Source organism: Vibrio sp. TRT 17S01, from assembly GCF_050113695.1.
Lineage (GTDB): Bacteria > Pseudomonadota > Gammaproteobacteria > Enterobacterales > Vibrionaceae > Vibrio.
The window spans coordinates 44,075-71,048 of the sequence record NZ_JBNJOG010000007.1; the positions used below are offsets into that span (position 1 = coordinate 44,075).

Annotated in this window: 23 protein-coding genes and 1 pseudogene; 14 read left to right on the plus strand and 10 right to left on the minus strand. The window is 44.6% G+C overall.

Annotated features, from left to right (window positions below; all coding sequences use genetic code 11):
- Positions 1–3,825, minus strand: a complete 3,825-nt coding sequence (gene gmtZ / locus ACQEXS_RS12475; protein ID WP_427014040.1) for a gamma-mobile-trio integrase GmtZ — start codon at positions 3,823–3,825, stop codon at positions 1–3.
- Positions 3,815–5,116 carry a gamma-mobile-trio recombinase GmtY gene (gene gmtY, locus ACQEXS_RS12480; protein ID WP_427014041.1) on the minus strand — a complete coding sequence of 434 codons (1,302 nt, stop codon included), beginning with the start codon at positions 5,114–5,116 and terminating at the stop codon, positions 3,815–3,817. The genes gmtZ and gmtY overlap by 11 nt, the downstream gene beginning before the upstream one ends.
- 151 nt (positions 5,117–5,267) lie before the next feature.
- Here gmtY and greB point away from each other — a divergent pair.
- Positions 5,268–5,606 (plus strand): annotated as a pseudogene (gene greB / locus ACQEXS_RS12485) (transcription elongation factor GreB); the annotation flags it as partial.
- A 116-nt stretch (positions 5,607–5,722) separates the two neighbouring features.
- Positions 5,723–8,044, plus strand: coding sequence for a Tex family protein (locus ACQEXS_RS12490; RefSeq protein WP_427014042.1), 2,322 nt, complete (start codon positions 5,723–5,725; stop codon positions 8,042–8,044).
- Between the two features lie 82 nt (positions 8,045–8,126).
- Here the strand turns inward: ACQEXS_RS12490 and ACQEXS_RS12495 are convergent, their stop codons facing one another.
- Positions 8,127–8,597: an ATP-dependent Lon protease gene (locus tag ACQEXS_RS12495; protein WP_367987799.1), complete on the minus strand. Its 471-nt coding sequence runs from the start codon at positions 8,595–8,597 to the stop codon at positions 8,127–8,129.
- Between the two features lie 172 nt (positions 8,598–8,769).
- Entirely contained in the window at positions 8,770–9,567 is a 798-nt protein-coding gene (bioH, locus tag ACQEXS_RS12500) for a pimeloyl-ACP methyl ester esterase BioH (protein ID WP_427014043.1), read from the minus strand.
- 56 nt (positions 9,568–9,623) lie between these two features.
- Between bioH and ACQEXS_RS12505 the strand changes: the two genes are divergently transcribed.
- The 4 genes from ACQEXS_RS12505 (at position 9,624) to cysQ (ending at position 12,544) form a co-directional block, all read left to right on the plus strand.
- Complete coding sequence (locus tag ACQEXS_RS12505) at positions 9,624–10,325, plus strand: phosphoribosyltransferase family protein (protein ID WP_427014044.1); 702 nt, start codon at positions 9,624–9,626, stop codon at positions 10,323–10,325.
- Between the two features lie 79 nt (positions 10,326–10,404).
- The gene (gene nfuA / locus ACQEXS_RS12510) at positions 10,405–10,992 is read left to right on the plus strand and encodes a Fe-S biogenesis protein NfuA (protein ID WP_367987802.1); all 588 of its coding nucleotides are present in this window, start codon (positions 10,405–10,407) and stop codon (positions 10,990–10,992) included.
- Positions 10,993–11,146: 154 nt separating this feature from the next.
- Complete coding sequence (gene nudE, locus ACQEXS_RS12515) at positions 11,147–11,692, plus strand: ADP compounds hydrolase NudE (protein ID WP_367987803.1); 546 nt, start codon at positions 11,147–11,149, stop codon at positions 11,690–11,692.
- A 24-nt stretch (positions 11,693–11,716) separates the two neighbouring features.
- Positions 11,717–12,544: a 3'(2'),5'-bisphosphate nucleotidase CysQ gene (cysQ, locus tag ACQEXS_RS12520; RefSeq protein WP_427011109.1), complete on the plus strand. Its 828-nt coding sequence runs from the start codon at positions 11,717–11,719 to the stop codon at positions 12,542–12,544.
- Positions 12,545–12,562: 18 nt separating this feature from the next.
- Here the strand turns inward: cysQ and recG are convergent, their stop codons facing one another.
- The 6 genes from recG to ACQEXS_RS12550 all read right to left on the minus strand — a co-directional run bounded on the left by recG (position 12,563) and on the right by ACQEXS_RS12550 (position 20,269).
- Positions 12,563–14,641, minus strand: coding sequence for an ATP-dependent DNA helicase RecG (gene recG, locus ACQEXS_RS12525; protein ID WP_427014045.1), 2,079 nt, complete (start codon positions 14,639–14,641; stop codon positions 12,563–12,565).
- 137 nt (positions 14,642–14,778) lie between these two features.
- Entirely contained in the window at positions 14,779–15,462 is a 684-nt protein-coding gene (trmH, locus tag ACQEXS_RS12530; RefSeq protein WP_427014046.1) for a tRNA (guanosine(18)-2'-O)-methyltransferase TrmH, read from the minus strand.
- A gap of 63 nt (positions 15,463–15,525) precedes the next feature.
- Positions 15,526–17,646: a bifunctional GTP diphosphokinase/guanosine-3',5'-bis pyrophosphate 3'-pyrophosphohydrolase gene (spoT, locus tag ACQEXS_RS12535; RefSeq protein WP_367987807.1), complete on the minus strand. Its 2,121-nt coding sequence runs from the start codon at positions 17,644–17,646 to the stop codon at positions 15,526–15,528.
- A 30-nt stretch (positions 17,647–17,676) separates the two neighbouring features.
- Positions 17,677–17,952, minus strand: a complete 276-nt coding sequence (gene rpoZ, locus ACQEXS_RS12540; protein WP_367987808.1) for a DNA-directed RNA polymerase subunit omega — start codon at positions 17,950–17,952, stop codon at positions 17,677–17,679.
- A 105-nt stretch (positions 17,953–18,057) separates the two neighbouring features.
- Positions 18,058–18,681: a guanylate kinase gene (gene gmk, locus ACQEXS_RS12545; protein WP_367987809.1), complete on the minus strand. Its 624-nt coding sequence runs from the start codon at positions 18,679–18,681 to the stop codon at positions 18,058–18,060.
- 709 nt (positions 18,682–19,390) lie between these two features.
- On the minus strand, positions 19,391–20,269 hold the full coding sequence (locus ACQEXS_RS12550; RefSeq protein WP_427014047.1) for a hypothetical protein: 879 nt from the start codon (positions 20,267–20,269) through the stop codon (positions 19,391–19,393).
- Positions 20,270–20,656: 387 nt separating this feature from the next.
- On the opposite strand from ACQEXS_RS12550, the gene ACQEXS_RS12555 reads away from it, so the two are divergent.
- The 8 genes from ACQEXS_RS12555 (at position 20,657) to ACQEXS_RS12590 (ending at position 26,894) form a co-directional block, all read left to right on the plus strand.
- Positions 20,657–21,301: an inovirus Gp2 family protein gene (locus ACQEXS_RS12555; RefSeq protein WP_427014048.1), complete on the plus strand. Its 645-nt coding sequence runs from the start codon at positions 20,657–20,659 to the stop codon at positions 21,299–21,301.
- 60 nt (positions 21,302–21,361) lie between these two features.
- On the plus strand, positions 21,362–22,045 hold the full coding sequence (locus tag ACQEXS_RS12560; RefSeq protein ID WP_427014049.1) for an inovirus Gp2 family protein: 684 nt from the start codon (positions 21,362–21,364) through the stop codon (positions 22,043–22,045).
- Between the two features lie 53 nt (positions 22,046–22,098).
- The gene (locus ACQEXS_RS12565) at positions 22,099–22,698 is read left to right on the plus strand and encodes a YagK/YfjJ domain-containing protein (RefSeq protein WP_427014050.1); all 600 of its coding nucleotides are present in this window, start codon (positions 22,099–22,101) and stop codon (positions 22,696–22,698) included.
- 70 nt (positions 22,699–22,768) lie between these two features.
- The gene (locus ACQEXS_RS12570) at positions 22,769–22,969 is read left to right on the plus strand and encodes an AlpA family transcriptional regulator (RefSeq protein WP_427014178.1); all 201 of its coding nucleotides are present in this window, start codon (positions 22,769–22,771) and stop codon (positions 22,967–22,969) included.
- 81 nt (positions 22,970–23,050) lie between these two features.
- Positions 23,051–23,491, plus strand: a complete 441-nt coding sequence (locus ACQEXS_RS12575) for a ribonuclease HI (protein ID WP_427014051.1) — start codon at positions 23,051–23,053, stop codon at positions 23,489–23,491.
- Between the two features lie 234 nt (positions 23,492–23,725).
- Complete coding sequence (locus ACQEXS_RS12580) at positions 23,726–26,392, plus strand: T6SS effector antibacterial DNase (protein ID WP_427014052.1); 2,667 nt, start codon at positions 23,726–23,728, stop codon at positions 26,390–26,392.
- Positions 26,389–26,646 (plus strand): bacteriocin immunity protein, encoded by a 258-nt coding sequence (locus tag ACQEXS_RS12585; protein ID WP_140063097.1) that lies wholly within the window; start codon positions 26,389–26,391, stop codon positions 26,644–26,646. Before ACQEXS_RS12580 ends, ACQEXS_RS12585 begins: the two co-directional genes overlap by 4 nt.
- Positions 26,622–26,894 (plus strand): bacteriocin immunity protein, encoded by a 273-nt coding sequence (locus tag ACQEXS_RS12590; protein ID WP_207218186.1) that lies wholly within the window; start codon positions 26,622–26,624, stop codon positions 26,892–26,894. The genes ACQEXS_RS12585 and ACQEXS_RS12590 overlap by 25 nt, the downstream gene beginning before the upstream one ends.
- Positions 26,895–26,974 lie beyond the last annotated feature (80 nt).

Consider the following 26,974-nt stretch of genomic DNA (forward strand, 5'->3'; position numbering starts at 1 on the left):
CTAACCGATCCTTTTTAGTGGTTTCGACTTCTCAAACAATTCACGAATCGTCTTTTCGTCAAACTGGTTATCTATCGATAAGTCCTTTAAAGTCAAACTCCCATCCATAAGACGGTCGATGTCCTCCCAGCCTTTCAACCTTGTCAGCATCAACTCTATTAACTGGTTCCCTGCAACAAGTTGTTCTTCTTCTGACAGCAAGAAGAATTGCGGCTGGATACCGTTTTTGACCATCATTTTGTCGATCATTTGAGAGCGTCTGGTTACTGCTAAATCATCGCTACAGCTATGGTACAGCTCAGCGTTCGAACAAACTTCTGATAGTTGACGGAAATTGCTTACTTCATCAAGCTCAACACCTAATGTGAACTCAGGCGGAACAATAAGTTGATAGTGATTCTCCGTGTTTTCTTTAGGGTTACGCATAAGAGTTTGACAATTATGAATATGTCGGTGAATCGCGTTCATGTCTGAGAGGTACAAATCTAGCTTCTTCGCTCGTGTTTCAATTTCCGAGTTCAAGTGCATACGCTCCCCAACTAACTCACGTCTATCAGACTCCAAAGCCGACTTCTCTGAGCTATCCACTTTTATTTTGTAAAGTTGGTGATCAATGACATCTATCTTCTCGGCAATATCATCAAGCTTTCGCCCAAGCGAAGTGTAACGTATAGACTGAGTGTTTACGGCTAGGCTTATCTCATTGAACATAGCGGCAAGACCAACCAAAAAAGCTGGGCCGGTAATAAAAAATCGACACTGAAAGCAGTTCTGCTCACCCAAATAACCCGCTGGTACTGGGTGATATATGTTAGCTTTTGTGGCTACTGGGCAGCCCCCTTCTGAACAAAAAGCACCTCCCACAGGGCAGATACCAAAGTCTTTCCAAAGATAGCTGGAAGCAGGTCGAGCATTGTCTAGTGAATTCAGTAGATCCATAGACGAACCTACCAATTGTGATTTCACCTCTTCAATTCGCTGCTGCTCCACAAAGGATTTGAGCGTCTGAGTTGCTTTGCTCATCGCTTCCTTTTCTCCCACCTCCATTTTCTCTCGCAAGTTGGCTCCTGCTTTACCGCTCTTGGTATAATAGATTGTCATAATGATGCTGGAGTGGCCTACTAGTTTCATTATGACTTCTAAAGGGATGCCGAACTCATACGCGTATGCGTTGATCAAACTGACGCGCATCGAGTGCGGAGTGTAAGGGGATTTGAAGTGTGAAAGCGCTATGGTTTGGCTATTTTCCAACTCTTTAATCGATTGATTGTATTTCAATCCTCGGTAGGTAGCCGTTGTAATATCACTTTTCGCAGAGAAAAATAATGCTGTTGCAAGCCGCGTCGTTAGCCTGCCGCCAAATGTACCAGGCTCTTTTTCTAGATAGTCTCTAAATAAAAAACAATTACTCCCTTTTTGCTTGCGCTGAGCCTCATTTAAATTAGTACGAGCACAATCTAGCCATCTCGTAGGTAGCTCTATAGGGTTATACTTTTGTTGCCATTTTCTTAGCTTTACTAACCAATAAGCCAGGTCGATTGGCATGAAAGGAATCGTATAGCCTGAACCATCAAATTTTGTTTTGTTCGATGTGTAATGTACTCCGAATTCTCCTTGCCCTGACTTACTCACCATACTCTGCCGATTGGTTAGGCCAGCCAACTTAGCCCGATTTTTCTTCCAAACGACTTTACCGCTCTGAAAGTCGGCAAGTTCTTTGTCGGCTTCACCAGAGTCACAGTAGACAATTTGCATACCTCTCGCAGGAAGTTGCATCAGTGAGTACGTATAGGTCCAGTATGCAGGAAACCAAAGATAAATTTTTCCATTTTCATTCTTGAATACACAGTCTGGATCACTAGTATCAATTATCGAAGTATCGTCAACTAAAAGCCAATCTGATGAAAAGCAATGCAGGTGAGCCAAGTCTCTATAGTTGAGATTATTATCTATAGAATTTGAAGGGAAAATCCATTCTCGCCCGGCCTTCACATATTGATATGGCAATGCCAGTTTATTCGTTTCATTTACCACCCGTGTTTCGACTTGACCGTTAAAGTTAATGTGGCTGAAAGGGTTCTTAGCACCTTTGATATGAGTGATTTCACCAGTGTCAGCGTCTTCCAAAATTAGATAATTCGAGATTGTCCAATCTAGAAATTCGTTGATTGAAAAGAGCCACTTCTTTTTACGTGTTACAGGAACTTGTTCAAACAGATTCAGCATTGGTTGAATGTTTGTTGAGCCGCGCGTGAGAAACTCCAATGGGCATACATCAAAGCCATTTGGCTCAATATATTCACGTACGAACTCACATAAGTCTTTAGCTTTTGTATCCCCTCCACGAGCAGATTTTAGAAACTCTTCTATCTTTTCTGACCAAAGACTCCATTCCTTTGTAAAATACTTGACTTGATATGGTCGTTTAGTGCCCCAGAAATCATAGACATTTGTCCAGCCTTTTCCTTTATAATACTCTTCTGGCTTGACTGGAATTCGCGGGTCTTTAGATTCTATTCGAAATTTGGAATATTGCCTTAATGTGGACACCCCCTCCTTTCTTACCAGTTCTGATAGTTCATCATATTTGTAGAAATCTGATTTACCTTGGATATTCGGCCAATAAATCTTGATTTTTGGATAAATTATTTCAATTTCCTTTGGCAGCAAAGGGTCTTCTCTAAAACGAACTCTATATTCTTCAATTGTTGTTATACCTAAACGCTGAACTGCGCATTTTACTTCATCTAAGGTTTGATATGATTCGTGTTTGACTTGATTTAGGAATTGATACCAATTTTTCCAATTCTCTGCATATTCTTGTTCAGGTTTATCTGGTAACTTGGGGTCTTCACGATAAAGTCGTGAATAGTCTCTAATTGTTTTAATTCCTAATAACACTGATGCTTTACTTGCATCTTGTATGCTCTCATAGATTTTGATCTCTCCGCATCCAAGTAAATCATCCCAACCAAGCCATTCATTTATATATACCTTTTCTGGGCTATTAGGCATGTTTACGTTATGCTTTCTGAATTCTGCGTATTCTTCCTTGCTTTTAATATTAAGCTTTTTTACTACTAATTTGAGTTCCTCTAGTGTTTTATAATAAGGGATTGTTTTATTTAAAAAGTGATACCAACTTTGCCACTCATGAGAATACGTCATCGATGGGTCTCTAGGTAGCATAGGGTCCTTAGCTGACAACGCCAAATAACTAGCGCTGCTATCAATACCCAGTGCAATACTAGCCCTAGCTGCACTGTCTATATTATGATATACATCAAGATCTCTTTTTGATCTGAAAAATTCAAACCAACCGTTCCACTCCTCGTCATATACATAGTTGGGATAAACAGGAAGATAACGGTCTTTATCCCTATTTTTCTTGTAATCTACATAATTTCTAATTGATAAAACTGAACATGCCATTTTAGCGCTGGATAAGCGTCCATATCGTGTATATTTGTTAATTTTCAAAAAAACATCCCAACTTACCCAGTTAGATTTGTAATAAATATCTGGGTTTTTGGGTAGTTGATGGTCCTCTACATAGAAATATTTATATTCCATCTCAGTATAAAGGTGTAAGTCTAAAGCCGCTTTTGAGGCTTCTTCTATTGTCTTATATTTTTCTAACTCATAATTACCTAAAAATAACTCCCATCCCTTCCAGTTAGTTGAATAATATCTACTCGGTGTTGATGGCAATCTAGGGTCTTTTTTGTAAAGTAATACATACTCTTTTGAGGTTTTAATGCCCAGTAGTTGAGCAGCCTCACTTGCTTTAAAATATGTTGAGTATTTTTTAGTTTTATTCTTCATAGACCCCTCTCATGATTAAACGCACTTCTTTATCGCTAGGATTTAAATAAACTAAGCAGCTATCAGGGCTTTTATGATGCATCGCTTTTTGAATTTCTAGCCGAGAAAAACCTCCTTGGCTTAATCTATAGCCGTAGGAATGGCGATGAGCGTGTGGGGTTGTCCCTAGCGATTTGTGGGGCTCTAGTCCAATTCGTTGAATGGATCTATTATATTTTTGAAGAAAGTTCTTTTTACTCTCTGGGTTGCCCTCTGAGTTAACAAATAAGAAAGGAAATTCTGAAGTGGGTCTAACTGAAAGATATTTATGTAGTAACAGAGTAAACTCAACAGCTTTACTTGCGGGGTAAAACATCACATCAAAAGACAGGTTACGATTTGTAAGCAAAGGTTCTTTCCAACCTGCGTAAAGTCTATGACTTCTTGAATACTCATTCCGCGGGTTCAGTCGGTATTTATGAGTTAAATATTCTCTTCGATTACTGAAACGTGCATCTGGAGACTTTCCATCACTAGGGTGGAAAACCGATATAAGAGCTGAACCTAATTGTGGATCTATCGATATATCATCGGTATATATATGGAAGCACTCTGATAATCGTAACCCACTAAAATGCATCAACATTACGATTAACTGGCTAGCATAATCTGGCTCTCCTGAAGGAAAAACAAACCCATGTAGCAGCAAGTCTTCAATTCGGTCTTCTGGAAAGCGATATACCGCTTCGATATCGACTAGGTGCCTCTCAGGCCCTCGAATCTTTCTGATAACTGAGAGTTGCTGTCGAGATGGTTTAGCTAAATGATTCAGAAAGCTGCGACTTTGCCTCCTATAGTAGGCACACCATTGCAAGCGTTCTTCTGCATGAGTGGCTTTCCTCAAAGGGTTTAGCTTGGGCAAGTCAGTGCCATGAATAGTGTCGAGGTAATCGCAATAATCTGTAATGTGTCGAAGAAGAACATTTACATCTTCATTTCTGCGGGGAGACCAGAACAAGTCAGAGCTGTCTTGCCCATCTTGAATTGTTCCGAACTGTAATGCTTCAGTAAAAGCTCTGAGTAAATCTGTAGCCGATGAAAAGTTTGATACTTGGCGCTCTATGAACTTTAAAAGAAGCTCTATGGAAAAGGTATTACGCTCCAGCCAAGATTGAGACTTACTTCGATTGCTATATAAGTACCTTAAATGAGAAAGTAACAAACCATTCTCAGTGAAGATTGCAGGGAAGTAAAAAGAAGAGCCTACCTGACCAGTTTTAAAACAAACCTTCCTTTTAATCACAAAACCCATTTATCCACCAATAAAGACTAAGAGATCCTTAACATACTATTAGTATATAGTTGATAGTTCTTATCTTAGCTAGTGTGAAGTTGAGAGCGCTCAATCTCAGAGATTAAAGGGGACGTATTTAGAAATAGTACGGGTATTATAGTAGAACTAATACCAATATAACAAAAAACGTCTGCGTGAAATTGACCGTCGGGTTCGTTATCTGCGTAAGCGTTTGGAGCAAGTTAAAGTAGTCGATTATTCATCGCAGCAAGAAGGCAAAGTCTTTTTTGGTGCATGGGTGGAAATTGAGAATGAAGCCGGTGAAACTAAACAGTTTCGTATTGTGGGCCCCGATGAAATTTATGGCGATGCGAAAGGATATATCTCAATTGATTCGCCAATGGCCCGAGCATTGCTGAAAAAAGAAGTCGATGAAGAATTTGTCGTCCGCACCCCAGAAGGTGAAAAAGAGTGGTTTGTAAATAGCATTCGCTATCACGCTGACTAGAAATCCTACCGATTTGTCCCCATATACCCAAATAACCTCGCCCAGCGGGAGCTCATTTCGAGGTCACTTTGGGTATATAGACATGTAAAAAATCAAACAACAAAGAGATCCCACGGATGAGCCAAGCTATCTGTAATTTGATTGCGCAAGAGCTGAATGTACGCCCTGAGCAAGTTAACGCTGCTGTGACCCTGATTGATGATGGTAATACGGTGCCATTTATTGCCCGTTACCGTAAAGAAGTCACGGGTGGTCTGGATGATACCCAACTGCGTAACCTCGATAGTCGCTTGTCCTATCTACGTGAGTTGGATGAACGTCGTCAAACGATTCTTAAATCCATCCAAGATCAGGGCAAACTGAGCCCAGAACTTGAGGCAGAGATTCACTCTGCTGACAGCAAAACCCGCTTAGAAGATTTATACCTACCTTACAAACCAAAGCGACGTACCAAAGGCCAAATAGCGATTGAAGCGGGTTTGGAGCCTTTGGCTGACAAATTGTGGAATGAACCACAAACTGAGCCAGAAAGCGAAGCGGAAAAATACGTTGATGGTGATAAAGGTATCGCAGATAGCAAGGCAGCACTGGATGGGGCTCGTGCCATTATCATGGAGCGTATTGCTGAAGACGCTAACTTGCTTGAGAAAATTCGTCATCATTTGAATCGTAATGCTGAATTGGTTTCGCGTGTCGTGGATGGCAAAGAGCGTGAAGGCGAAAAATTTAAAGATTACTTTGAACATAATGAAGCGTTAAGCAAAGTCCCGTCGCACCGCGCACTTGCAATGCTACGTGGTCGTAACGAAGGTTTTCTGACGTTGGCGATGAATGCTGATCCTGCGCAAGAAGAGAGTGTTCGTCAGTCGTACTGCGAAACCATTATTGCGGATCATTATGGTGTGACGCTTAGCAGTGCCCCTGCGGATGCTTGGCGTAAGCAGGTGATCAGTTGGGCATGGCGCATCAAAGTTTCGATGCACATGGAAACCGAACTCATGGGGGCGGTGAAAGAGCGCGCTGAAATTGAGGCGATAGAAGTTTTTGCCACCAACCTGAAAGACTTATTGATGGCCGCGCCCGCAGGCCCTCGTGCTACATTAGGTCTTGATCCTGGTTTACGTACAGGCTCAAAAATAGCGGTAGTGGACTCTACCGGTAAAGTGTTAGTGACCGAAACCATCTACCCACACCCACCACAAAACCAATATGACAAAGCCGCGCAAGTGGTGGACCAACTGGTGCGTAAGTTCAATGTGGATCTGATCGCGATTGGTAATGGTACGGCTTCACGCGAAACCGACAGTTTTGTTGCTGATCTGATCAAACGCGGAAACCTGAAGGTGCAAAAAATTATGGTCAGTGAAGCGGGGGCATCAGTGTATTCTGCCTCTGAGCTTGCAGCGAAAGAGTTCCCGAATATGGACGTGTCACTGCGTGGCGCGGTGTCTATTGCTCGCCGTTTGCAAGATCCACTGGCTGAGCTAGTGAAAATCGATCCGAAATCCATCGGTGTAGGCCAATATCAGCATGATGTTAGCCAATCAATGTTGGCTAAACGTCTTGATGCGGTTGTGGAAGACTGTGTAAACGCCGTGGGTGTGGATGTGAATACCGCTTCGCCTGCGTTGCTGACACGTGTTGCAGGGCTGTCGAGTACCCTTGCTCAAAACATTGTCGACTACCGTGATGAACACGGCCGATTTGAAGCGCGTACGACATTGAAAAAAGTCGCTCGCCTTGGTCCGAAAGCGTTTGAGCAGTGTGCGGGCTTCTTACGTATCATGGATGGCAAAAATCCTCTGGATGCTTCGTCTGTACACCCAGAAGCGTACCCAGTCGTCAAAGCGATTTCTGAAAAGAACAGCAAGGACATTAAATCGCTAATTGGTGACAGTGATTTCCTACGTCGCTTACATGCGGTTGATTACACCGATGAGACGTTTGGTGTTCCAACGGTCACTGACATCATCAAAGAGCTGGATAAGCCGGGACGTGACCCTCGCCCTGAATTTAAGACCGCTACCTTTGCTGATGGTGTGAATGAGGTCTCTGATCTTGAGCCCGGTATGGTACTCGAAGGCGTTGTGTCTAACGTTGCTAACTTTGGTGCGTTTGTTGATATTGGCGTTCACCAAGATGGCTTGGTGCACATTTCTGCACTGTCAGATCGCTTTGTTTCCGATCCACGTGAGGTCGTGAAAGCTGGTGATGTGGTGAAAGTGAAAGTGATGGAAGTGGATGTGCAGCGCAAACGGATTGGTTTGTCGATGCGTTTAACCGATGAGCCGGGCCAAGATAACCGAGCACAACGCAGCTCTGCACCGCGTAGTCCGTCACGTAACCATAGTGGTGGTCAGCGTCGTCGCGAAGAGCCGCAACAGAGCAGCGCCATGGGTGGTGCATTTGCAGCGGCATTTGCCAAAGCAAAACGTTAATGGACCTCTTGCAAGAGTAAAAAAATACCCACTTAGTTAAGTGGGTATTTTTATTTTCGGCATACTCCGCAAACTGCGGAGACTACAATACCGCAATTACCTCTGATGGAACGTTTGGGGCAACCGCATGGCCATAATGATATTTGATCACCGTTCGCCTGCGCGCCATTTTTCCCTCAGTTATCGCTGCATCGATTATGCGCCTGGGTAACCGAAAGCGCATCGCGTAGCCTTTCCCCTGATGTTTACTGTAACTGTCCAGTGCCAGCAGACTGAAGAGCCGTTCCAGTGCATCGGTTGGGTCTTCATGATAAGCGTGACGGACTCCTGGGTCATGTTCCGTCTCGTAGCCGGGGTGCTCCGACGGATCCCATGAAGACTGTTTGCGCCGCTTATCGTCTGATTTTACCTTTCGTTCAGCGTTTGTTTTTGCCAATGCGACTGTCGGGGTGACAGGTTCGCGAACGCGATTGTCGCGTGCGGCCTGCTCCGTTTGCACATTAACCGATGGGGCGATAAGTGGCACACTAACATTCGTCGGTGACACGATCATCGTCGAGACCTCCTCAGTATCGCCCATGCCAGTTGAAAGCTGTTACACACTTCTGACTGGTTACCATCTCTATCGACTGTACTGGTCAAAAATTTAGCGATTATTATTAATAAAGTTTATTTTGCGTACGTCGTCTAGTTTTAACTGTATGAATAAAATCTGGTTTTTATCATTAATTTTTTAATGCAAAAGCGACAATTTGCTGACAGAAATGTTCGGCTTCAGTCATGAAGGGAGCATGAGAAGATTCACTAAATACGTATTGTTCACTTTGAGGCAAATAATCGGTCAGATCAGATGCGACCTTAAGTGGAACGAGGCCGTCTAGGCGACCGTACATACGCAACACGGGAATGCGGATCTGTTGAAGCTGGTGGCGTAAATCGACATTAGCCAGAATGTGTAGCCCGGCTAACAGTGAATCAGGGTTGGGAGATGGGCGAGATAACACCGCTTGTTTTAGCTGTTTGACGTCTTTTCTGGCTGATGGACTGCCCATGGCCTGTAGCGCCATAAATCGCTCGATAGTCAGTTGGAAATCATCCACCAACTGTTCGGTAAAGGCACTCAAGACATTGGGTTGAATACCTCGCCATGGCCTATCTGCGGCAAATTTAGGTGAACTGGCGACGGTGATCAGTTTGTTAATTCGCTCTGGATGGTGCAAGGCAATATGGGTGGCAAGTAAGCCCCCTAAAGACCAGCCAAGCCAAATCGCGTGCTTCGGAGCCTCTGCTAGCACCTGCTCTGCCATCTCATGCAAATTGTCAGCATGAGTGTGATTGCTGTGACCATAACCGGGCAAGTCAACCACATGAACACGGAAATGAGCACTTAATGCTTCAGCGGTTTGATGCCAGACGGCGCCATTCATCCCCCAACCGTGGATCAACACCAAATCGGGACCATCACCCATTACATCCCAAAATAACGATGCGGCACTCTTCACGCTTTCTGTCACTTTAATCATCCTTTGCTCATCTTGGGGGCATCACAATAAAACATCGCCCATTTATGAAGAGCCCCATGTTAACGGATTGGTTACGGAAAAACATCGTTTCACACTGGGTGAGAAGCTGTGATTTATGCCACCTCCCCGCGGAAGACAGTCAGCAAGCCTTTTGCTTACATTGCTCGCAATATATTGCGCCAATTCCGCGTTGCGACCGATGTGGCTTACCGATGCCAGAATCGGTTGAGGCATGCGGGACATGTCTGGCGGAGCCTCCCCCTTGGCAGAGGCTTTATTGCGTATCTGATTATCGTCCACCGCTTTCTGGCTACATTCATCGACTGAAGTATCAAAAGCATTTTCACCAAGCAAAGCCACTCGCACAGTGGTTAGCTGGCCGAATTGAGCAACCTGCGCCATTAATTACCAGCGTACCACTGCATTGGAAGCGACAGTGGTGGCGTGGTTACAACCAGAGCGATTTGTTAGCAAAATCTCTGGCGACAGAGTTAACATTGAACTACCGAGTGCTGTTTCGTCGCATTGAGGCAACCAAGCCACAGCAAGGGATGGACAAAGCCGATCGCGTGCGAAATCTGCGTCATGCCTTTGTGTTAAATGGTCCTCCGTTAGCCAAACATATTGCGATTGTTGATGATGTGGTCACCACAGGCAGTACGGTGTATCAATTATCTCGATTACTGCTTGAAGCGGGCGTTGAAAGAGTTGATATTTACTGTATCTGCCGCACTCTTGCTCCATCGGATCTCGTTTAATGTCAAAAAGGCTAGATCTCAGATTTCACAAGAGTAGAATGATGAACAAATAGCCTACAAATTCACTCAGGTATTGGTCGTGTCAAATATAATTACTATTTCAGAATCTGCCCAAGAGCACTTTGCTAACCTGCTGTCACAACAGCCAGAAGGGACTAACATCCGTGTATTCGTTGTGAATCCGGGAACTCAAAACGCAGAATGTGGCGTTTCTTATTGTCCACCAGAAGCCGTTGAAGCCACGGATACAGAGCTGGCATTTAGTGGTTTTTCTGCTTACGTTGATGAGCTTAGTCTTCCATTTTTAGAAGATGCAGAAATTGACTACGTGACAGATAAAATGGGTTCTCAGCTTACATTGAAAGCCCCAAATGCGAAGATGCGTAAAGTGGCGGATGATGCCCCATTAGTCGAGCGTGTTGAGTATGCGATTCAGACTCAAGTTAACCCACAGCTTGCAGGTCATGGTGGTCACGTTAATCTGATGGAAATTACCGAAGACGGTGTTGCGATTGTGGCATTTGGTGGTGGCTGTAATGGCTGCTCGATGGTGGATGTGACGCTAAAAGAAGGGATTGAGAAAGAGTTACTGCAACAGTTTGAAGGTGAATTGACCGCAGTACGTGATGCAACTGAGCATGATCGCGGTGAGCACTCTTACTACTAATTGTGATGAAAAGGTTGGCCAAGCGCCAACCTTTTTGTTTTCTCGATAACCACAATGGAAAAAATTCCGCTTCCAGACTGCATTCTTTTCTTTTCAACGTCCTCATCTTTCTCATATATTAGGAATCTTCCCCCTCAAGCTTAGGAGTGAGCGCGTGAGCAAAAAAGCGTTACCAGCAATTCTGGCGAAACAAACTGTCGCTCAATCAAAACTGTTTGCTATTGAAGCGCTGGATTTGCAATTTAGTAATGGTGTTGAGCGAACTTACGAACGAATGAAACCCAGTGGTCGCAATGCTGTCATGATGGTGCCAGTCACAGCACAAGGTGATTTATTACTGGTTCGTGAATATGCCGCTGGAACGGAGCGCTATGAGCTGGGTTTTCCTAAAGGCTTAATTGATGAAGGGGAAAGTGCAGAACAAGCTGCCGATCGAGAGTTGAAAGAAGAGATTGGCTTTGGCAGTCGTAAGCTTACCCCACTCAAACAAGTGATTTTAGCGCCGTCTTATTTTTCCAGTAAAATGACCTTGTTCATTGCTGAAGAACTATACTCAGAACAGTTAGAGGGTGATGAGCCCGAACCACTCGAAGTGATCCGCTGGCCTCTGGCTCAAGCAGAAGAATTACTCACCCACCTCGATTTTTGCGAAGCACGCAGTATCACTGCGTTATTATTGGCTCTGCGTACTTTAAAATAATAATTCCGGGCTAAGGATGTAACCATGTCAACGACCCAAGATTTATCGCCTCTATTACCCGCAGTGATTGAAGTTGCTCGTTCTGCGGGACAATTAATTCTCGATATTTATGAGAACAAGCAATACGAAGCTTATACCAAGAGTGATGAAACTCCTGTGACAAGTGCGGATATTGCAGCACACAAATTAATTGTTGATCGACTGACAGAGCTGACACCAGATATCCCGGTATTATCCGAAGAAGCCGCTGAGATCAGCTTAGCGCAACGAGGCGAATGGGAGCGTTACTGGTTAGTGGACCCATTGGATGGCACTCAGGAATTTATCGCTCGCAGTGGCGATTTTGCCACCATCATTGCGCTAATTGAACATAACCGTCCTGTGATGGGCGTGGTGTATGCTCCGGTATCTGGTGTCACGTATTACGCTTATCACGGTAAAGGGGCGTGGAAAATTCCAGATATGAGTGAAAGCCTTGCCATTGAGACGCATAAACATGGTGGGGAAGGGAACCCGATTACAATTGCGATCAGTCGTCGCCAAGACATCAATAGTGTCACCAGTCGTATGAGCAGTGCGTGGAACTATGATTTAGTGCCATTGGGTTCGGCGGCATTAAAAGCTTGTTTGGTGGCAGAAGGCGCGGTGGATTGTTATGTGCGGCTTGGTCCTACAGGGGAATGGGATACTGCCGCGACACAATGTATTGTGGAAGAAGCGGGTGGACGTATTTTGAGTACTCAGTTAGCACCGCTGTCGTACAATGAGCGAGAAACGCTGGAAAACCCCAACTTTATTGTCTTAGGGGATGAGCGTTTACCTTGGGATACGATCTTACAAGTGAAAGATTAATAGGAGCGAATGAGGCTCTTAAGCTTTCGAATACACATCTCGGTTGCCTAACCAACGGTCAATGATCATCGTTGCGTTGGTTGGGTAATGATCATGAATATGGCGCGCAATGCGCTGAACTTCGGGAATCAAGCGCTGATCTCGAACCAAATCTGCGATTTTAAAATCAGCCATCCCCGTTTGCTTGGTACCCAATAATTCTCCGGGGCCTCGGATCTCTAAATCTTTTTGCGCAATTACAAAGCCATCATTGCTCTCTCGTAGCACGCTCAGGCGTTTTTGAGCGGTTTTCGATAGCGGAGCATGATAAAGCAAGACACAGTGGCTAGCGACGCTGCCACGCCCAACACGCCCACGCAGTTGATGCAACTGTGCGAGGCCAAGACGCTCAGGATTTTCGATGATCATCAGGCTGGAATTAGGGACATCAACCCCCACTTCAATCACGGTTGTCGCTACTAAGAGATGTAGCTCATTGTCTTTGAATGCTTGCATCACCGCTTGCTTTTCTGTGGGTTTCATCCGGCCGTGCACCAAACCAATTTTGACATCTGGAAGCTTTCTTTGGAGCTCTTCGGCGGTATCGGCTGCCGCCTGAGCTTCTAATACTTCAGATTCATCGATCAGTGTACAGACCCAATATGCTTGTTTGCCTTCGTTGAGACATGCGTGACGTATACGTTCAACGATATCATCCCGTTTGGTATCGGGGATAGCCACGGTTTGAATTGGTGTTCTTCCCGGTGGAAGTTCATCAATGACAGAGGTTTCCAAGTCGGCGTAAGCGGTCATGGCCAAGGTTCGAGGAATTGGGGTTGCTGTCATGATCAATTGATGAGGGTAAGCGCCTTGCTTTGCTCCTTTTTCACGCAATTCTAAGCGCTGGTGTACCCCAAAGCGGTGCTGCTCATCGATGATCACTAAGGCCAGATGGTGGAACTCCACATGTTCTTGGAAAAGCGCGTGCGTACCGACCACCATTTGTGCTTCACCAGAAGCAATGCGATCCAGTTCGGCTTCTTTGGCTTTTCCTTTGAGTTTTCCTGCAAGCCAACCCACTTGTATACCCATGCTTTCAAACCATGCGGCAAAGTTAATCGCGTGTTGCTCTGCTAACAGCTCAGTAGGGGCCATAAGAGCAACTTGGTAGCCGTGTTGTATTGCTCGCAGGGCAGCCAGCGCCGCAACAAGTGTTTTTCCAGAGCCGACGTCACCTTGCACCAGACGCATCATTGGGTGCGGCTTTTCTAAATCAGCTTCAATTTCTTGCACAACGCGTGCTTGGGCATTGGTTGGGGAAAACGGAAGCTGCGCGAGTAATTGCTGCTTAAAACTATCAACGGCGACAAGTGGTAGTGCGTTATCTTGCTGTCCTTTGCTGCGAACAGCCAACATCGAAAGGTTTTGTGCAAGTAGCTCTTCCATGATCAAACGAATTTGTGCTGGATGCTTACCTTCATCAAATGCTTCCAAGTCAATCTCTGGTGAAGGTCGATGGATGATATGCAAAGCTTGCGATAATGTCAGCTGATGGGGATAAAGCCCGTCAGGTAGCAGCTCTTGTACCGCGGATTTATCCAGTAAGTCCAATGCCTGATCGGTTAAATTGCGCAGTGTAATTTGGCGCAAACCATCGGTCGTAGGATAAACAGGAGTCAGGCTTTGTTCGACATCAGGCTTTTGCTGCGCAGCATAGAACTTGTAATCGGGGTGGATGATCTCAAGACCCATCCCTCCACGTTTAATTTCACCGTAAGCGTGAACTAACTTCCCTTGGGCAAAATTGTTCTTCATTGCTGCGGTAAAATTGAAAAAGCGTAGGGTAATTGTGCCATTTCCATCACTGAGCTTAACCGTGAGCATTTTGCGCTTACCAAAGAGGGTATCTACGCTCATCACTTTGCCTTGGACCGCTGCCCAAAGACCAGCATGGAGTTTAGCTATTGGATAGATGCGAGTTCGATCTTCATATCGTAGTGGTAAGTGAAACAGAAGATCTTGAACCGTATTGAGCCCCACTTTTGCCAGCTTTTCCGCCACCTTGGCGCCAACACCAGAAAGTGAAGTCAGTGGGATCGCAGATAATAGCTGGGACATAAGAGGCTCGTTAGGTGACAAATGATGTCAGATAGTTAACCATCTGGCTGTGTTTTTGTACAGTAAAAAGTCGTGGGCTAAATGTAGGGAAATTGTGTTGAGGTGCCCAGTTTATCGCACTGGGCACAAAGGTGTGATTAGGCTTTTTGCATCTCTTGCCACCACGCATCGTCAGCGACGATTTGCCCGTTTTCATCCAATGGTGGATAAGGCAAGCCTTTGCGTTTGGCAACTTTAGCCAGTACCGGATGACCACGTTCAAATAGAGTTCGATGGATCACCGCTTCAGGTAGTGCACTTTTTTCGCAATCATACATACCAGCAGCTTCGCGTTGGCGCTGTGCCTCATATAAGATCACTGCACTAGCTACCGAAACATTGAGGGATTGAACCATACCGATCATTGGGATGATGATGTCTTGGTCGGCGAGTTTCTTCGCTTGTTCAGATGCGCCAATTTTTTCACTGCCAAGGATCACGGCAGTCGGCTTGGTGTAGTCGATTTGACGAAAGTCGACTGCGCTATCGGATAAATTAGTCACCAATACCTGCATACCTTGCTCTTTTAGAGTGTGGATTGCGGTTTCAATGGTGTCATGGGTTTCAACTTCAACCCAATTGCGAGCACCTGCAGACGTGTGGCTCAGAGTACGCATTTCGTTCGGCCAGACGGCATGAACTTTGTGCAAACCAGTCGCATCTGCTGTGCGGATCACGGCTGAAACATTGTTTGGCTTGTGCACTTCTTCAAGGCACAGTGTTAAATCAGTTTGGCGTGTTTTCAACACCTGTTGAATACGGTTATAGCGTTCTAAATTCATAACAAATCGAATAAAACAAAATGCCCTTGATGGTTATCAAGGGCATGAATGAACATTGAATGGTTAGTTCTTACGGCGTCGTACCCTCAGAGTTTGAGGCATCGCTTTGATCTTACGGATGATACGAGCGAGATGGACGCGGTCTTTAGTCGTCAACAACACGGTTACCGTATACAAACGTCCGTCGCGTTCTTCGGTTGATAAACCATGAATGTTAGAGCCTGTTTTTGAGATCACATTGGTGAGCTCAGCCAGTGCCCCCTGACGATTTTGGACATCAATCTTAAGCTCAGTGATGAACTCTTGATCGTATTCGTCTGACCATTCTACCGCCATGTATTTGTCTGGCTCTTTTTGATAGCCACGGACATTTGGACAGGTTTCACGGTGAACCACTAACCCTCGACCAGGAGAGACATGCGCGATGATGTGATCGTCTGGAATTGGATGACAACAGTTAGCAAAAGTCAGCAATATGCCTTCCGCACCACGGATTGGCAGCTTTTTCTTTGGCTTACTATTATTAGAAACCACTTCGGTTAGCTCTTCGACATCGCCCAGTAAACGACGAGCAATCACGATGCTCATCAATTCGCCCAAGCCGATATCTGCGAGTAGATCATCGACACTGTCCACTTTCAACTCAGCCAGTACATGCTGAATGTTCTCTTCGCTAATATCTGACAGCGAGAGATCACCGAGTGCATGGTTGAGTAAGCGGCGGCCAAGCGTAGTCGATTCTTCGCGGCGCATCGTTTTCAGAACCTGACGGATCTTGGTACGGGCACGCGAGGTCACGACATAGTTCAGCCATGCTGCATTTGGTCTCGCGCCTGGTGCGCTGATAATTTCGATCGTCTGACCGTTTTTCAGTGCTTTACTCAATGGGTACGGATTGCGATCAACACGAGCGCCAACACAGGTACTACCTACGTCAGTGTGTACGGCATAGGCAAAATCTACGGCAGTCGCGCCAACTGGTAGCTCGACGATGCGGCCTTTTGGTGTGAAGACGTAAATCTCATCTGGGAACAGATCAGATTTTACGTTTTCGATAAACTCAAAAGAGTTACCTGCACTTTGTTGCAATTCCAACAGGCTCTGCATCCAGCGCTGAGCTTTCACTTGAGCGGTTGTGCCAGTGCGTTCACCGTTGCCTTTGTAAGACCAGTGAGCAGCCACCCCTTTATCCGCCATTTGATCCATGTCTTCGGTACGAATTTGTACTTCGACAGGTACGCCGTGAGGGCCAACCATAGAGGTGTGAATCGATTGATAACCATTTGCTTTCGGTACCGCAATGTAGTCTTTCATGCGGCCCGGACGTGGTTTGTACAAGCTATGAACTTGACCAAGCACGCGATAGCAGGTGTCTGCATCTTCAACCACAACACGAAACGCATAGATGTCCATAATGGTATGGAAACGCTGCTCTTTGGTTTTCATCTTGTTGTAGATGGAATACAGGTTTTTCTCACGACCAAATACACGTGCTTTCAGGCCAACTTCTTCTAATCGGCCCTCGATTTCATCGTGAATACGCTGGATCATCTCTTTTCGGTTACCACGTGCGGCTCTAACAACCTCTTTCAACACGCGATAGCGATTTGGATATAGGGCTTCAAAACCAAGTTCTTCGAGCTCAGTTTTGATGTTGTGAATACCTAAGCGGTGTGCAAGTGGTGAGTAGATTTCCAGCGTTTCTCTGGCGATACGACGTTTTTTGTCGGGGCGTAGTGCACCCAATGTGCGCATATTGTGCGTACGGTCAGCCAGTTTGATCAAGATAACGCGAATGTCTTGCACCATGGCAAGGACCATCTTGCGGAAGTTTTCTGCTTGGGCTTCTTTACGATCGCGGAACTTCAGTTTGTCTAGTTTGGAAACACCATCGACCAATTCAGCAACGGTAGAACCAAATTGGTCTTCCAGCTCTTCTTTGGTGACTTCGGTATCTTCAATGACATCATGAAGTAGGGCGGCTTGTAGCGTTTCGATATCAAGGCGCATTTCGGCCAGAATTCGAGCGACGGCTACGGGATGGATAATATAGGGTTCACCACTAGAACGGGTTTGACCCTCGTGCGCGTTTTCCGCTACCACATAAGATTGACGCAGAGCCTCAATTTGAGGCTCTGTAAGGTATTCTTGGGCAACGTCTTTGAGACTATCGAATAGATACAAATTATAGGCCCGGGAGTGTGTTGAATCGAATTAACGATGGCCGCGTGCGATGCTGCTTACTGCAGCAAGCTCAGCCGCTTCTTGCTCTTGTTGCTCCTGGCGCTCACGAGCGTCTAGGATTTCTTTAGTGATCAGACCTTCTTCGATCTCACGTAGAGCGATAACCGTTGCTTTATCGTTCTCTTCTGGCACCAGTGAATCTTTACCGCCAGTTTGCATTTGACGAGCGCGGCGTGCCGCAATTAGAACTAGGTCGAAACGGTTGCCAACTTTTTCAACAGCGTCTTGAACAGTTACGCGTGCCATGAGGACTCCAAATTAGTTAACTAAAATTTTGAATGACGAGAAAGTATACAGCCTAACGCCTTTATATTCTAGCGCTTAGGTGACTTCCAATTAGGTACTGTGTGCTTATTCAGCCAGCAGTGCGTCAAGCATGCCTTTATATTTAGCAGCTTGTTTATCTTGCTTCAATCTTTCTGCGCGAATGATTGCTTTAAAATCCATTAATGCCGTATCGAAATCATCATTAATAATGACGTAATCGTACTCACCATAGTGAGAAATTTCAGATTTCGCTTCTGACATACGTTTTGCTATCACCGCATCACTGTCTTGACCGCGAGCATTCAGACGACGTTCTAACTCACCATTAGAAGGCGGTAGAATGAAAATGCTTTGTGCTTGTGGCATCTGTTTGCGGATCTGACGAGCGCCTTGCCAGTCAATATCGAGGAAGACATCGATGCCTTTGTCGAGGTTTTCTTCGATCCAGATGCGGGAGGTACCGTAGTAATTACCAAACACTTCTGCGTATTCTAGAAATGCGCCTTGCTCGATCAGCTCTTCAAACTTCTCTTTTTGTACAAAGTGGTAGTGTATACCATCTTGTTCGCCAGGGCGCATGCCACGCGTTGTGTGTGAAACAGAGACTTTCATTGCGTAGGTTGGGTTTGTTTCCAACATCGCTGAAATTAAGCTCGATTTGCCCGCACCACTTGGTGCAGAAACGATATATAGAGTGCCTTTGCCCATCTGTACACTTCCACGTTTGGTTGGATAAGAAAGTCGATATTATCGGCTTATTTAAAGATAGCACTGACCTTGAATGAACGTGTCATTGGTGAAAAACAGGTCAGAAAAATGGAGGCGAAGAGTAGCATGATCCTGAGGATCGAAACAAGAGGACAGTGATTCTTGTCCAACAATGATAGAGCCTCAATTTTAAGAGGCTCTGTCGTGTGTGAATTATTCGATATTCTGAATTTGTTCGTTGAGTAACTATTTTTATCATTTAAAAATCATAAGCTTAGTGTCAATGTGTTGTCTGTTTTAGGTTTTTACTACCCAATATGCTACCCAGTTGGTTTAAGTCGCTATGTTTCTTACGTTGACAATAGTTCTACCATTTGTGTATTGATAACTATTATCATTATTAATTCCGGTATTTATACCAACCGAAACACTAAGCTGTGAGAGGTATATGTGCATACTGAGGTAAATATAGTGTCATGTAATTCTGACGTAAACAACAGTGTCTTTATTTTAAACGCTGCTTCATCAGGGTACTTAAGCTGTATTTGAGAAACGTGAGTTTTAATCATCATCCCCACTTCTTGTTGATATATCTAGTTCTAGATCGGTACGTCATCAAGACTGTCCTATCACGTGTATGGGACATGCCTTTATACAGCTAAGCGAAGTTGTTCAGCCCCATTAAAGTCGGCGTTCCTCCCGCAAATGTTTATTCCAAAACCTTAAAAATTTGCTGCAAAACGGCTGGTGGTATTGGGTCCTTGTTTCCCACGATGAAATTCTTTAGATCAAGACGTAGATCACTCAAAATTTCCAAAAATTGAAAATAACGCTTTTCAGGGGTGTCTTTCGGTTGAGGTTCAGAACTCTTTTGTTGCTTTTTCTCTGACTCTCCCTCGGGCTTTTTGGGGACAAAAAATTGTGACGAAAAAGTCTCTGTTACCTGTATATAAGTGCCAAGACTGAGATTACCCCGTTTAGTTTCCTCTGTGTACAGCTTAACATAACCGAGTTCTTTGAGGCGTTTTAAAGTATCGGATACACGGCGAACACTCATCCCTAAAATGACCGCCATCTTGGTTTTGCTTATCCCTAATCCAAGGGTATTACGGTCAACATTCTTGGCTAAAAATGAGCAAACCAGAATCGATGCTTCCGCAGCTTCATAGCGAAGGCTTAGCTCGCTTTTCCAAAATGTATTGATAATTTTGGTTTGATTAATGTCTCTTTCGGAATAGGTTTCTGTCGGCATATGGCTTCTTGAAATGGGAGCGTACGGTAGCAGAATAATCCACTTTTGACGTGCTAGAGATGGGTGTTTCTTACATAGATAGGTCTCACGAAATTGTCCCATGGTCTTAACTCGACGCAACTCTTCATTGAAATTGGTTCTCTTTTGGGCACCAAATGGTAGAGGCATTGCTATGAGTTTTTTCTCCTTTTCGTTGTAGAAATAGTATTTGCTTCTGGTATCGAAATCGTTAATCAAATTGATGATATTCACCTCAGCGTCAGGATTGATAGCTGGCGTTTCCAGTATGGTCGGTACTTCTGAACGATTGGCTTCGTCTTTGTCAGTTAGTGTCATTCATTTACCCTGGTTGCATGTAATTTTATCCGTAATCCGACGCTTTTGGCGGGATGTAGGTGTATGTCATCATCACTTTTTATGTGAGTAAACTCCAGAAGGAAAAATGCATGAATCATGATTTTTGATAAAAAAAAAGGTTGGCTGGATGGATTTAGTTGGTGTGAAAGCTCTGTTATCACCGAAAAAAAGAGGGTGAGTAAATCGAGGGGGATCGGTAATTAATAATATATATACCTACCCATCTACTAACCTAATCCCACACCTCATCCAACTACCTCATCACTCGATATCTCGGTAGGGGAACCCATCCCCTACCCAAAGAGAGACTTAGAAAATAACGTCACTCTCAGTACCTATGTCAGAAACAAAACATAGGTCACCATCATGTCTAAGAATCTAACCATCACACACGAATCCACTTTCAACGGAAACAAGGTATACATCGACAAGGAGGGTTTAGTCGTTGAATACCTAGAAGGGATAGAATCAGTCCTTGAGAAAGCTCTAGAGCAATATGCGAGACTTTTTATCGTTCGAGTGGACCTCAACTTACCAGCAGACTTTAGAGGGGATGATTCAGCAGTGATGACTAGTTTCTTCCGTTCTCTGAAATCTCAGGTAGCGGCATATCGAAGACGTAGTGCTCGGTTAAATGGCAAACCCTATCGTGAAACCACTATTCGTTATGTGTGGGCTAAAGAATGTGATACCTCAACGAGCAGTCACTACCACGTTGCACTTATCTTTGACCGGAACGTCTTTCGTTCTCTGGGGGATTTTGGTGAATATCAGCAAAGTTTGGCTAATCGTATCCGTAATGCTTGGAAGCGCTCTGTGGATGCTATCTATTCAGGCAAAGAGAAACCAGCCATACACTTCTCCAAACAAGGGCAGTATCACTTGCTACGTAACTCTGAGGAGTTTGAGGCGGTGTTTCAATCTGTCTTTTATCGACTAAGCTACCTAGCTAAGAGAAGAACGAAGCATTTTGGCAAACGAATGAACAACTTCGACCATAGCCGTAAATAGCTTAAAAATTACGGCAGTCACAGTTCCTGTGGGATTAACAACAAACTACAGGAACTCATCATGTCAAATCAATTCAAAATGGCTCTTCAAAGAGCTCACACGTCTAACCACCTCACCATCACCCATGACAGAACGTTTAATGGAAAGCCGCTCTACTACCACAAGGATGGTCTTGTCCTTGAGTACTTGGAGGGAATCGACCGAGTGCTGACTGAAGCGCTCGGCCAATACCCTAAGCTTTGTGTCGCTCACTTTAATGTACGTCTACCAAGTGACTTTGATGGAAACCATTTTGAAGTATTCAGTCGTTTCTTTCGTACCTTGGAGTTGGAAACCAATGAGTTGTGCCTAATGAAGTACAGGTGTAGGCCTCACCAATATCATCAAACGGTCATACGCCATGTTTGGTTCAAGGCGTATGAGTCCACCAGCCAGTATCACCTTGTCTTATTTTTTGATAATCGGCTATATCATTGTTTAGGCAAAAGCGGGGACGGGAGGAGTCGCTACTTGTCCAGAGTCAGAAAAGCATGGGATCGAGCCGTGGAAGAAGACCATGGGAGAAGATGTTCAGGACTGGCGTATTCTCCATCTGATGACGTGTATGAACTTCTAAAAGGGGATGAAGCGTTCCCATTGCAGTTAAATGAACTCTTCTATCGGGTGAGTCGTCTCGCGAAGCCTAACACCAAACACGCCGATAACCGCAGCATGAATTTTGGTTGCAGCCATGACTCACCTTAAAAAATACAGCGTGAGTAATACCTATGTCATTCACAGACTCAGAGGTATTACTCATGTCTAACAATACTTACCTTCCCAACATTACCCATTCAAAAACGTTTAACGACTACCCCGTATTTTTCAGTGACAAGGGGTTATACGAATCGGCCTTAACCAGAATGACGGAAGTCTTTGAACAAGCAACGGAGGCGTTTGACGCGGCCTTGGCTACGCGCTTGGATTTGTTTCTACCAGAAGACCATCAAGATACCGACCTCAGCATCATTAACGATTACTTTAAGCTGCTTAAAGAAAAGCTCGATACGGAGTCTGTGTTCTATGTATGGCGTAAGAGAGAGGACAAGGTACCGTCCCACAACTACCGCGTGATGCTGTTTACTGACTACAGCCAGCATTTTGGCCCCGCCATTTGCTGGGAAAAACGCAACGAATTGGTTGAGCACTTTAAAGAGGCTTGGCAAGAAGCGATAGAGAAGCACTACAGCGGCAAAGCGCGCTCATTGGTGTTTCTCTATGACCGAGGTAACTATGGTTTGGGGACACGCTGTAGAAATAAAGACACGAACATTAAACGGACTGTCTTTCATCGCATGAGCAGTCTTGCTGAAGCATGGAATGAGCAGCGTTACTTCTTTGGCTCTAGTACAGAGTAGACCGACTGCATTTTTTTACAGTGGCGGCTTATCTCATGGGTATATACACAGGAGACGATTCCCGATGGCAATGAGATTTCTACGACTTAAAGAAGTGATGTCGCTAACAGGACTTGGTCGTTCAACTATCTACAAGTTCATGGCTGATGAAACCGACTTCCCTAAGAGTGTGCCACTCGGTGGACGAGCGGTGGCTTGGGTAGAAAGCGAAATCGAGGACTGGATGGAATCGCGTCTGAGCATGCGAGACAACCAAGAATCCTTTCAGTAACACAAACATCAAATCACACCATCAACAGGGCGCTGGCTAAGTAAAGTCATGCGCCCTGTTTCAATTAGAGAGAGATAAAAAATGAGTTATTCAATTTACGTAGACGGCGCAGCACCAAACAATCAACACGGATGCACACAAGGTGGCATTGGTATCGCAGCTTTTAACGAACAGGGTGAACTAGAGCATCAAGATAGCATCACCATTAAGCGTAATACTACCAATGTCGAATTAGAGCTTATGGCTTTAATCGAAGGTTTAGAGTATGCCCAAGATGGTGATGTTATCTACTCAGACAGTGACTTCTGTGTAAAGGGCTACAATGATTGGCTAGATAACTGGAAAGGGAGAGGTTGGCGTAAGTCAGACAAGAAGCCAGTAAAGAACCGCCACCTATGGCAACAAATCGACGAACTGCGTTCAAAGAAATACGTAGAGGTGTTTAAGGTCAAAGCTCATTCAGGTGATAAAGGAAACGACATGGCAGACCTGTTAGCTGTCGAAGCGGCAGAAGCTGACTAAAACGAGAGGACACGGTTTGGGAGATAGCACCTCTCAAGCTGTGTTCTATTTTTTATTTGGAATAAATCTGCTGTATTGCAGAGCAGTAAATTCACTTAATGATTAAGTGGTTATTAAAGCGAAGGAGTCCAGTGAATAAAAATCACAATGTCTACAATTTGTCCCTTGAACTGATGGTTAAAAACGCTTCAATCCCCATCACTTAGGTAGAATAGGCCACATTGAAAGTAGTGGGTGGAGTTGATTGTGGGTTATCGAGTAGTACGGCTAACTGACCTGATGACGTATGAGTTTGGTCAAGTCGAGGGTGATATAGAAAGATTAACGGAAAAGGCATTGGGCTCAGCACTTCCTCGTGGAGTGAACTTCGCTAGCTTTATGAATAAGCTTAAAAGTGGGGAACTGGCATTATTAACGGATACCCCTTCTAAGCCCGTGTTGCTCAGAGACGGAATGAGTAAATCGTGGAGCTTGTCTGCTGAAGGACAAGAGGCACTATCACCGGAAGCAAAGAATGCCTTTCTCTCTAGAGCTAAGATGTCTGGTGGAGGGGCTGGTGGTGCAGCGCCAAATCGAAGCTCAGCAGGTTATGCCCCCAACATTGAAGAGACTTATGTCCCAGAGCCTGTTAAGCCGGATACCTCTGATGCTCCACCGAAACTGAAATATGAGTATTGTTTTGAAGTCGCTTGTTCTGATGAGACATTTAGAAAAAGCGTAGACTGCTCGTTTGAGCTGGCTAAAACGAAAGAAGAAGTCGTGATAGGCCGCTGGCAGACGGCGGTCACTGAACACGGCACAAAATATACCGCTTATTCTGCCGTTGATGAACCGAAAAGGTTAACGGCTAAAGTAGCGGCTATCCCAATGGGTATCAGTGTGCCTCACAATGTGAAGCTTAAGCCTATAGGCTCAGGTGCAGTTCGAGAGGCGTTTATCCCTGTCGTACCCTCTGTGCAGTTAGGAGAGCGTTTAGGACTGCCAACCGAAGGTTACTACTACCATTTCTACAACAACCGTTTAGTTCAAGAGTACAAGTTGCTCGGTGATGGTAAATGGTCGTTCTATGCTACATCTTCTATTCATGAGCGACTAAACGATGAGCAGGGCTACAATCGTTATCAAAGTGCTATTTTGGTTTACTGGAAGCTCGCAGGGAAAGAAGTTGAGAACCAACATTTGGTGTATTTAGAAAAGCAAATCAACCGAGATGAACTCGATAACCTCAATGACGATTGGTTAGCTCAGCATGGTATTAAGCTAGACATCAAAGAGCTGCTTGCAGCACCTCAGCAGCCTGTTGCTGAAAGACAGACTACTCAACCTGTTAAGACGGCTAAAGCTGAGAGCAAACCAGAGACGCATACTGTTGCTACAGATTTAGATACCCATCAACGTGAGACGTGGGGAGCAATAGCTGAGCAATATGGTTTGTCAGCCAAACAGCTTCTTGACTTGAATCCTCAGTACAATGCTGACCCAATGTTACTCTCGGTAGGACATTCATTAAGAGTCAGTCAGCCAAATGAAACACAGGCTGAAAAACACAAGGTGTACGCAAAGCCACCAGCGAAACCAGAAATCATCAATCCGCCATTGAATGCGTATTATGAATTCAGCGACTCTTATCTTGCGGATACTCACATTAAAGCGATTAATCATGAACAGTTGATTGAAAAAGATATTCCAATCGTCAACCTAAAAGAGGTGACACCTCGTAAGGTCTTTGCGAAATCTTGCCAACTACCACAAGGTTGCATTGACGTAGGCACCCAAGAAGAATCGATTCAAAACTTTGGTCCCTGGTCGTTCTTTTTTGGGCAAGCGCAGGCCAATCCAATGGTTATCCCAGCTATTCAAGCAACACAAGCTCAAATGGCGATGGGAACAAGTGCAGCTATGGTTGGACAAGCGGAAACAAGCCCTTCAGGTTCTAGCGCTACCGAATTACAAAAGTTGGCTGGCACCTTGAAAGATAAATTGGTCGACGGTTATCGTTGGAAAGTTGAAGGCATTGGGGCGTTATTTGCTATGCAGCAGTCTTTGTTAGGAGATGGTACGCAGTATAGTGATAAGGAATTAAGGCAGCTCAGTACGGTACAAAGTCGACTACGTGTTCACATTACAGAGCCGAATGAAGGAGAGTACTATCCGCATGTTAACGCCTACCATGTTGATGATACGCGCATTCCAGTAAAGTACGTTGCAGAAGGCGATAATAACCAGTTATCTGTTCAGCTAGAAAACGATGGCCCCATCATTTATTGGACGCCAGCAGACAGAGGCGACCCAAGTTGGCAGAACACACCAAGTCAGGATGATGGTTTTGAGCTGGAAGATATACGAGTCACGCCGATTCATTCTGACGAAACGACAATCTCCGTCACTCCAATGCCAGAAGAGAAAGATTGGCGCGATGCGATTTTGGTGTTCCCAGAGAGTTCAGGCATTGCACCGCTTTATGTGGTTTATAAAGAGAGTCCGAGAGACCAGCCGGGAACAGTCACAGGGCAAGGTAAAGATGTGAAATGGGAGGATGGTTATTGGCTTGGTAAAGTTAGTGATTCTGGTCAAGGGCAGTACATTCCAACAAAAATTGCGGATGCTTTGCAGGGGAGACAGTTTAAGAGATTTTCTGATCTGCAAACTGCCGTTTGGAAAGAAGTATCTAAACATCCTGACTTATTAGAACAATTCTCGAAAACTAACCAAAATGAAATTCTAAAAGGTAATGCACCATTTGTAATTCCAAGACATAAATGGGGAAAGCATGACCGTTACGTATTACATCATAAAGAACAGATTCAACATGGCGGTGAGGTTTATAATATTGATAATCTAGGTGTAGTGACACCAAGGCTGCATTGGGGCGAGATTCATCGAAATGGAGACAATAAGTGAAAAATTGCTTACTAAATTATACTGAGAGCGAGTTTCTGAAACTCATACTGGATATTCATACTGGCACTGCAAGTGATCAAGACGTTGAAAGGTTGGTTAGTTTTCTTGACACTACTGATCATCCTGAGGGATCTGCATTGTTAACACACCCAAAAATGATTGGTATTGAAGATACTCCAGAGGCAATGGTTGCGGAGTTGAAACGTTGGTATACCGAAAAAGGACAACCATGTTTCAAAGACCAACAGATGTGAAGGTTAAAAGTATAACAGATTACACTGAAATCGAATTTTTGGAGTTATTGAGCATTATTATCAGTGCAGAAGGTTCTGATGGATACCAAGATGAGTTACTAGAAAACTTTATCGCTACAACAGAACATCCTGATGGGTCTGATCTGATTTATTACCCAGAGAATTCTGAAGATGGAACGCCAGAGAATATTGTTAGAATCGTCAAAGAATGGCGCTTGTCGCAGGGGTTACCTTGCTTTAAGAGTTAAGTCGCTTTTTAACAGATAACATATATCTTCAAACCAGTGCATTGAGACAAAAAAAGAATGGGGAGCACTCACGCTCCCCA